At 71.3% G+C, this 8,391-nt stretch carries 9 protein-coding genes; 2 read left to right on the forward strand and 7 right to left on the reverse strand.

Features of this window, described 5'->3' with window-relative positions:
* Positions 1–202: 202 nt before the first annotated feature.
* Together ddaH and GUY60_RS30025 are read right to left on the reverse strand one after the other, a co-directional pair.
* Positions 203–1,024 (reverse strand): dimethylargininase, encoded by an 822-nt coding sequence (gene ddaH / locus GUY60_RS30020; RefSeq protein WP_161703460.1) that lies wholly within the window; start codon positions 1,022–1,024, stop codon positions 203–205.
* Between the two features lie 297 nt (positions 1,025–1,321).
* Positions 1,322–1,504 carry a DUF6243 family protein gene (locus GUY60_RS30025; RefSeq protein ID WP_161703462.1) on the reverse strand — a complete coding sequence of 61 codons (183 nt, stop codon included), beginning with the start codon at positions 1,502–1,504 and terminating at the stop codon, positions 1,322–1,324.
* A 145-nt stretch (positions 1,505–1,649) separates the two neighbouring features.
* On the opposite strand from GUY60_RS30025, the gene GUY60_RS30030 reads away from it, so the two are divergent.
* Positions 1,650–2,285 (forward strand): TetR/AcrR family transcriptional regulator, encoded by a 636-nt coding sequence (locus tag GUY60_RS30030; RefSeq protein ID WP_161703464.1) that lies wholly within the window; start codon positions 1,650–1,652, stop codon positions 2,283–2,285.
* Here GUY60_RS30030 and GUY60_RS30035 read toward each other — a convergent pair.
* On the reverse strand, positions 2,272–3,150 hold the full coding sequence (locus tag GUY60_RS30035; protein ID WP_161703466.1) for a glycerophosphodiester phosphodiesterase: 879 nt from the start codon (positions 3,148–3,150) through the stop codon (positions 2,272–2,274). The genes GUY60_RS30030 and GUY60_RS30035 overlap by 14 nt on opposite strands.
* Positions 3,151–3,302: 152 nt before the next feature.
* Between GUY60_RS30035 and GUY60_RS30040 the strand changes: the two genes are divergently transcribed.
* Entirely contained in the window at positions 3,303–4,025 is a 723-nt protein-coding gene (locus GUY60_RS30040) for a bifunctional DNA primase/polymerase (protein WP_161703468.1), read from the forward strand.
* Positions 4,026–4,078: 53 nt separating this feature from the next.
* Here the strand turns inward: GUY60_RS30040 and GUY60_RS30045 are convergent, their stop codons facing one another.
* From GUY60_RS30045 to efeO, 4 genes are read right to left on the reverse strand one after another with little or no spacing between them, the layout of a single operon-like run.
* Positions 4,079–5,008 carry an SCO2278 family lipoprotein gene (locus GUY60_RS30045; RefSeq protein WP_312866480.1) on the reverse strand — a complete coding sequence of 310 codons (930 nt, stop codon included), beginning with the start codon at positions 5,006–5,008 and terminating at the stop codon, positions 4,079–4,081.
* Positions 4,941–5,915 (reverse strand): iron uptake transporter permease EfeU, encoded by a 975-nt coding sequence (gene efeU, locus GUY60_RS30050; protein WP_161703471.1) that lies wholly within the window; start codon positions 5,913–5,915, stop codon positions 4,941–4,943. Before efeU ends, GUY60_RS30045 begins: the two co-directional genes overlap by 68 nt.
* 4 nt (positions 5,916–5,919) lie before the next feature.
* On the reverse strand, positions 5,920–7,170 hold the full coding sequence (gene efeB, locus GUY60_RS30055; RefSeq protein ID WP_161703473.1) for an iron uptake transporter deferrochelatase/peroxidase subunit: 1,251 nt from the start codon (positions 7,168–7,170) through the stop codon (positions 5,920–5,922).
* Positions 7,171–7,201: 31 nt separating this feature from the next.
* Positions 7,202–8,362 carry an iron uptake system protein EfeO gene (gene efeO, locus GUY60_RS30060; RefSeq protein ID WP_161703475.1) on the reverse strand — a complete coding sequence of 387 codons (1,161 nt, stop codon included), beginning with the start codon at positions 8,360–8,362 and terminating at the stop codon, positions 7,202–7,204.
* Positions 8,363–8,391 lie beyond the last annotated feature (29 nt).

Here is an 8,391-nt window from a genome sequence, read left to right on the forward strand (position 1 = left end):
GGGCGGGGCGGGGTGTGGTGTGGGCGGGACGGGCACGACAGAGCGGCCGGAAACTCTCCCGGCCGCTCGCCGCCCTGCCCTGGGCTCGGTGTAGACCCGTTAGTGATACGTGACCTGCCGAGCGTCACCGTGGCCTCGGGATGGCCCCCGGATGAACGCTTCCGCCCACCGGACCGGGGAGGCGCCGCCTAGGGGGCGCCTCCTAGCAACGCAGCTCCTGCGTACAGCACTTCACGCTGCCGCCGCCCTTCAGCAACTCGCCCAGATCCATCCCGACCGGCTCGAACCCGCGCCGCCGGAGCGGCTCGAACAGCCCCAAAGCGGCCTGCGGCAACAGCACGTGCCGGCCGTCGGAGACCGCGTTCAGGCCGAGCGCGGCGGCGTCCCGTTCCCCGGCGATCAGGGCGTCGGGGAAGAGGCGGCGCAGCACGGCCCGGCTGCCGGGGGAGAAGGCGCCGGGGTAGTACATGACCTCGTCCCCGGCGTCGTCGAGGACGGCCAGGGCGGTGTCGAGGTGGTAGTAGCGCGGGTCGACCAGGTCGAGCCCGATCACCGGCCGCCCGAAGAACTCCTGGGCCTCCCCGTGCGACAGCGGACTGGCCCGGAACCCGCGCCCGGCGAGCACGTACGAGGCGGTGACGGCGAAGTCGCCCTCGCCCTCGTTGATGTGGTCGGGCTCGCGCACGTCGCCCGCGGCGAAGCCGTGCGTACGGAACCAGTCGAGGTGTGCGGCGGCCTCGGCGGAGCGCTCGCGGTGCGCGAAGCGGGCGCCGAGCACCCGGCCGTCGATCACGGTGGCGCCGTTCGCGGCGAACACCATGTCGGGCAGTCCGGGGCGGGGGGTGAGCTCCTCGACGGTGTGGCCGAGCGAGCGGTAGCGCTCCCTCAGGTCCTCCCACTGGGCGACGGCCACGGACACGTCGACGGGTTTGGCGGGGTCCATCCATGGATTGATGGAGTACGTGACCTTGAAGTGCGCCGGTGGGCACATCAGGTAGCGCCGGGGTGTGGCGTGACGAGGCAATGAGGGCTCCTCACGGTCGGCAGGGCGGCAGGGTGTCTCCCGCCCGTGTGCTGCCCATGGTCCGCTGTGAGGAGCCCTCCTGCGCGGTGGCGAACGGGTTGTTCTCCGGCCGTGCCGCGAGCGTTCACAACCGCGGCCCGGCGGCGCCGCGAGCGTTCAGACCGCGGCCCGGCGGCCGGATCCCGTCGGCCCCGCGCCCGTTCACCACGTGTCCGTCGCGCCCGTTCACCACGTGTCCGTCACGCCGGTTCACGACGTGTCCGTCACGCCGGTTCACGACGTGTCCGTCACGCCGGTTCACGACGTGTCCGTCGCGCCGCGTCCCTCCTGCAGCCTGCGCAGCAACTCTCGTTTCTGCGCCTGCGCGTCGAGCCCGCCGCCGACCCTGCCGTCCCGGCCGCCGCCGCGCAGCGCCTTGCGGGACAGCTTGTTGCGGGTGCCGCCCACGCCCAGCATGTTTCCGGCTCCACCACGTGTCATGACGTACTCCCTCCGTAGCCCTCGCGGGCCCCAATGCGACGATACGGTTCGTCTCGCCACGTCCACCACCATGAGCGAGACGCTCCGTCTTGTCAACCTATCTAAGACGATACGTCTCGCCTCATGTGGCTGCTACATTCGAGCCATGGCCACCAAGACAGCCCCCGACTCATCGCGGCGCAGCGAGCGTTCCCGCCGTGCGATCTACGACGCGGCGCTCGCCCTGATCAGCGAGGCCGGGTACGCGAAGACCACCATCGAAGGCATCGCCGCCCGCGCCGGTGTGGGCAAGCAGACGATCTACCGCTGGTGGTCGTCGAAGGCCGAAGTGCTCCTCGAGGCCTTCGTCGACATGGGCGAGCGGAACATGGCCGCCGCCGCCGAAGCGGCCGGCACCGACCCCGCCTCCGTACGCGCCCTGCCCGACACCGGCGACCTCGCGGCCGACCTGAAGCACGTGCTGCGCGCCACCGTCGACGAGCTCAACGACCCCGCGTTCGAGGCGCCCTACCGCGCACTCGCCGCCGAGGGCATCGTCAACCGCGAACTCAGCGCCCGCGTCGTGGAGCAGCTGCTCGAACCCGGCCTCCAGCTCTACGTCGACCGGCTGCGCGCCGCCCAGGAATCCGGTGCCGTGCGTGCCGAGGTCGACCCCCGGATCGCCCTGGAACTCTTCGTCTCGCCGCTCGCGCAGCGCTGGCTCCAGGGCACCGGGGAGCTGTCGCACGCGTACGCCGACGCCCTGGTCGACTACGCGCTCGGCGGTCTCAGCCCTCGCTGAGCGGCAGCGCGGGGACCGGGCCCTCGACCCGGGTGCGGGCCAGGCGGCCCGGCGCGTTGGTGATCACGCCGTCGCAGCCGAGCCGCAGCACCCGGTCCCGCTGCTTCGTCGAGTTCACCGTGTGCGCCCAGATGTGCGGGATGCCGGAGGTCACCGCGCGCTTCAGGTCCTGGTCCCGCGCCTTGTAGTCCACGTCCAGGACGTCGACGAACGTCCGCCACTTCTGCGGCCGGTCGGTCCTCATCTGCCGTGCGTCACGCCAGAGTTGGGTCCGCAGGCCGAGCTTGTGGGCGCGCTCGGCCTCCGCGGGCCAGTGCGAGTTCACCAGGACGGAGCGGGTCAGGCCGCGCTCGCGCAGCATCTTCGCCAGCGGTACGAGCCCGTCCGTGTCCTTGACCTCCAGGAGCAGCACGATCCGCCCGCCGAAGCGGTCGAGCACCTCGGCCACGGTGGGCGGACGCTCCGGGCGCCAGTTGCCGTGGAGCGAGGGGCGGGGCATCACCCGCACCTGCTGCCACTGCTCGCGGTCGAGGGCGCGGACCGGGCCCGACTTGTCCGTGGTGCGGTCCAGGGTCGCGTCGTGCATCGCGACGAGAGTGCCGTCACGCAGTATCCGGGTGTCCACGTCGAGCACCTGCGCCGTGCCGCGTTCGAAGGCGGTCATCAGCCCGGACATGCTGTTCTCGGGGACTTCGAGGGCGCCGCCGCGATGGGCGGTGTACGTGACGCGGGGAAGCGCGTCGACCGTGAGCGGGCCGCCGGCGCTCCACTCCAGGGGTGCGGCCGTGCCGCTCGCCCCGACGCCGGTCAGCTGTCCCGCCAGGGCCAGCGCGGTCATTACCGCGGGTGCAGCCAAGGTGACCATGGCGACAAGGTAGGCCGATATGTCGGTACTTGCCCGTCATTGACACCCAAGGGCTTGCATCACCCCAGGTACCCCGGATGGGGAGTGCGGCCACCCGGGGCGCAGGATGGTGGCACCATGGACGAACGGGACGATGCAAGGTGAGGGGATAGATGGGCGCGGAGTTCGGCCGTCGGACCAGCGGACAGAGCAGGTTTTCCCAGTGGCTGCGCACCCGCCGCCCCAAGGACGCGGGTGACGACGTGGACCGCGAGGGCCTGCTGCTCGCCGCCGCCGAAGCAGGACTGCCGCTCGCCCCGGCCGCGTATCCGGCGGGGTACCGCTGCTCGTGCGACCGCATCGGCTGCCCGACCCCCGCCCGGCACCCCGTCTCCTTCGCCTGGCAGACGCAGTCCACCACGGACCGCGGCCAGATCGAGCGCTGGGCGAGGCACCAGCCCGAGGCCAACTTCATCACCGCGACCGGCATGGTCCACGACGTCCTCGACGTCCCGCTCGCGGCCGGACGCAGCGCCCTGGAGCGGTTGCTCTCCTCGGGTGTGGAGGTCGGCCCCGTGTCCGAGTCGGGCGGCGACCGGATGATGTTCTTCACCGCGACCCGGGGCACCCCCGAGGACGAGGACGAGTGGTGGCCCTGTGAGCTGGACTGTCACCCCGAGACGATGGACGAACACCCCGGCCTGCGTTGGCACTGCCGGGGTTCGTACGTTCTGGTGCCGCCCGCCCGGCTCCCCGGCGACCTCGGCGTCAGCTGGGTCCGCGGCCCCGAGCACCCGCTGCCGGAACCGCTGACCCTGCTCGAAGCGCTCACCGACGCCATCGCGCAGCACGCCGGCAGCGAGCCGGAGACCGCGGCCTGGCCCCTGCGCGGCTGACCCCGGCGCCGAAGAGTGCCCGGGGGCCACAACCCCCGAGCACCCCGGCCGGTTCACTCGCCCTTGGCGCCCGTCAGCCCCTGGACCCGGTTCAGGATCTGCACCTGTGCGCCGTTCGCGCCCTTCAGCGGGACCGTCGCGGCCTGGCCTGCCGCGTACTCAAGGGTGACCGCGCCCTTCGCGTCGCCCTTCATCAGCGCGCGTACGTCGTCGCTGATGCGCAGGTTCAGGCCTTCCGACGCGGTGCGCTTCTCGAAGTGCCGGGTGGAGAAGAAGGCGAACGCGCCGCCGTTCTTCGTGCGCAGCCCGACCGGCGCGAAGTCGCCCGTGTTCTGCGGCTCGTCGACGTACTGCGTGGCCATGCCGAGACGCTTCTCGTTCTTCGCGCGCTCGGCCAGCCAGTCCGTGGTGTACGAACCGTCCGCGAAGCCCTTGCCTCCGCCCTTCAGGTAGGAGACGTACTTCTTGCTGAGGTTCTCGGGGGCCACGGCGAGCTTCGGGTCGTCCGCCCGTACCGGCTCGGCGAAGCCGTCCTTGTCCTTCTTGAACTCGGGCATGTCGCCGGGCTTCACGAACGCCAGGTACGAGGCTTCCCACTTCTCGGCGATGCCGTCGCGGGTGAAGACCATGACCCAGCGGAACGAGCCGTCCTGGAACTTGTTGCTGGCCGAGTCGGTGACGAACCAGCGGGGCCAGCCCGCCTGCTTCGGGATCGTGTAGTTCACGTCCGAGAGCTTCAGCGGCGTCGGCGTCTTGAGCGCGGCGCCGTCCTTCTTCTGGATCGAACCGGCCTTCCACGAGGCCTGTTTGACGGCGCCGAACGGCCCGGTGACCCGGCCCGCGTCCTCGGCCGGATCGGCCTTCGCCTCCGCCGCGTTGTACGACTTCGTGAAGTCCTTGAGTGCCTCGGCGGCCTCAGCCTCGGTCGCCGCCGGGACGATCTCCCGCTCCCCGTGCACCGTCACGCACCCGCTCGCCGTCACGGCCAGCACCGTCACCGCCGCGGCCGCCGCGGCCGGCCGACTCACCTTGCGCAGCCTGCTCATCGCTTGCCTTCTGCTCACTCGCTCCAACTGCCCCCACTGACGCTGGGAACCCTACCGGGGACAGGAACACCACAAGCGTCGGGATCAGATACAGAGCCCACACCGTGACCTGTACGAGGGTGGGGTCCGGCTGGAAGTTGAAGATGCCCTTGAGGAGCGTTCCGTACCAACTGTCCGGCGGGATCGTCGCGCTGATGTCGAAGGCCTTGTCGGCGAGGCCGGGCAGGAAGCGCGCCTCCTGCAGATCGTGGAAGCCGTACGCGAGGACGCCCGCGGCGACCACGACCAGCATGCCGCCGGTCCAGGTGAAGAACTTCGCCAGGTTGATGCGGAGCGCGCCCCGGTAGAACAGCCAGCCCATCGCGACCGCCGTGACAAGGCCGAGCAGCGCGCCCGCCAGTGGCCGCCAGCCGTCGTCGGCCGAGTCCACCGACCGCCACACGAACAGCGACGTCTCGATGCCCTCCCGGCCCACCGCGAGGAAGGCCGTCGCGACCAGGGCGCCGGTGCCCGTGTCGAGCGCCGCGTCCAGGCGGCCGTGCAGCTCGGTCTTGAGGTGCCGGGCGGTGCGCCGCATCCAGAACACCATCCACGTCACCAGGCCCACCGCGACGATCGACAGGCTGCCGCCGATCAACTCCTGGGCCTCGAAGGTGAGTTGCTGCGTACCGAACTGCAGTCCCGCGCCGAAGGCCAGGCTGATGCCGACCGCGATGCCGACGCCGAGCCAGATCGGGCGCAGCGCCGCGCGGTTGTCGGTCTTCACCAGGTACGCGACGAGGATGCAGACGACGAGGGAGGCCTCGAGGCCTTCGCGCAGCCCGATCAGATAGTTGGCGAACACGCCCTCACGCCTTTCCGGTGAACAGTTCGCGGCCCCACCAGGAGCCCTCGTCCGCCACTCCCGGCGGGATCGCGAAGACGGCCGAACCGACGTGCTGGATGTACTCGTTGAGCACATCGCGCCGGGCCAGGGCGCGCTGCACGGGGATGAACGCGTCCCGCACGTCGCGCTGGTAGGCGAGGAAGAACAGGCCCGCGTCCAGGCGGCCCAGGCCGTCCGTGCCGTCCGTGAACGAGTAGCCGCGGCGCAGCATCATCGCGCCGCCGTGCCGGTCCGGGTGGGCGAGCCGGACGTGCGCCGCCTCGGGCATGGCCCGCAGCTCCGGCTCGTCCCGCTCGTGCCGCTTCCCGTACGGGGCACCCTCGCCCTTGGTGCGGCCGAAGATGTCCTCCTGCTCCTTGAGCGACGTACGGTCCCAGGTCTCGATGTTCATCCGGATCCGGCGGGCCACCAGATACGAGCCGCCCGCCATCCAGTCGGGGCCGTCCTTCTCGGACACCCACACATGCTTGGCGAGGTTCGAGGTGTCGTTGCCCGCGATGTTCCGGGTGCCGTCCTTGAAGCCCATCATGTTGCGCGGGGTCTGCGCGTCCGGCGTCGTCGACGAGGTCTTGCCGAAGCCGAGCTGCGACCAGCGCACCGCCACCTTGCCGAAGCCGATCCGCGCCAGGTTGCGGATCGCGTGCACCGCGACCTGCGGGTCGTCCGCGCAGGCCTGCACGCACAGGTCGCCGCCGCTGCGGGCCGCGTCCAGGTTGTCGCCCGGGAACTTCGGCAGGTCCACCAGGGCCTCGGGCCGCCGATCCGCGAGCCCGAACCGCTCGTCGAACAGGCCGGGCCCGACGCCGAAGGTCAGGGTGAGCCGGGACGGCTTCAGGCCGAGCGCCTCGCCGGTGTCGTCCGGCGGCGCCTCGGGGATGCCGCCGTACGCGCCCTCGCCGACGGCGCGGCCCGCGGTGAGCAGCGCGGCCGCCTCGGTCCACTCCTTGAGCAGGTCGATGAGCGCGGCCCGGTCGTCGGTCTTCACGTCGAAGGCCGCGAAGTGCAGCCGGTCCTGCACGGCCGTGGCGATGCCCGCCTGGTGGCGGCCGTGGAACGGCACCGCCGCCCCCGTGTCCGCCACCGGTGCCGTGTCGTCCGTGCGCGCCGCGGTCACCGCGCCCGCGCCCGTGGCGGCGCCGAGCGCGAGCCCGGCACCTCCGGCGGCGAGCAGCGCACGCCGGGAGGGGGAGGGCGTGTTCGCCTCGTCCGTCATGGTCCGACCTCCAACTCGCTTCGTTCCGGGACTACTTGGCGACCACGGCGGCGGCCAGCTTGGACAGCGGCTCGGCCAGCGCGTTCACCGCGTCCGACAGTTCCTTGCGCTCGGCCTTGCCGACCTTGTCGTAGGACTCGAAGTCGTAGGACTTCTTGTCCTCGCGGTACTGGTCGAGGAGCTTGTCCAGGGCGGCGAACTGCCGGTCCAGCTCCGTGGCGAGCTTCGGCTCGTTCTTCGCGGCGACCGGCTTCAGGAGCGTGTACGACTTCTCCGCGCCCTCGACGTTCGCCTTGAAGTCGACGAGGTCGGTGTGCGAGTAGCGCTCCTCCTCGCCGGTGACCTTGCCGGTGGCGACCTCGTCGAGGAGTTCCTTGGCGCCGTTGGCCATCGAAGTGGGCGTGATCTCGGCCTCGTTGACCTTGTCCTGCCAGTCCTCCAGGTCCTTGATCAGCAGGCCGGCGAGCTCCTTGTCGCGGGCGGTGATCTTCTTGTCCTGCCAGAGCGAGCGCTCCAGGCGGTGCCAGCCGGTCCAGTCCTTCTCCAGGTCCTGGCCGTCCTCCAGGCCGTCCTCGCGCAGGTCGACCTTCGGGTCGATGTCGCCGAAGGACTCGGCCACGGGCTCGGTGCGCTCCCAGCCGATCCGGGACGGCGCGTACGCCTTCTTCGCCGCGTCGAGATCGCCGGCCTTCACGGCGTCGGCGAACTTCTTCGCGAGCGGCAGCGTCTCGTCGGCCTGCTCCTGCGCGTACTTGCGGTACGCCGCCACGGCCGCGTCCAGCTTCGGGTCACGCGCGGCCGCCTTGCCGCCGCCGGTCGCCTTCACCTGCTGCCGGATGCCGTCGCCGACCATGCCCGGCTTGCAGGCGATCTGGTACGAGCCGGACTTCACCTCGGCGTTGACCTTCTGGCGCGTGCCGGGGCCGATGTTCTCGCGCTCGGTGACGATCCGGTCGTCCGGGTAGAGCACGTACACCTCGGTGACCTTGGAGCCGGTGTTCTCGACGTCGAGCACGACGTGCCCGGCGGGGAACTCCTTCTTGGACACCTCGCAGGCGTCGTCGCTCGCGGTCACCTTCACCACGTGCTCGTCGGTGCCCTTCGCGGCGTCGGTCTTCTCGGTACAGCCCGTCGCGACGGCGGCGAGGGCCACCGCCACGGCGGCGGCGAGGGGGACGCGGACGGCACGCATACGGAGCTCCAGGGGGAGGGGATCTAGGG

Source organism: Streptomyces boluensis, from assembly GCF_009908195.1.
Classification (GTDB): domain Bacteria; phylum Actinomycetota; class Actinomycetes; order Streptomycetales; family Streptomycetaceae; genus Streptomyces; species Streptomyces boluensis.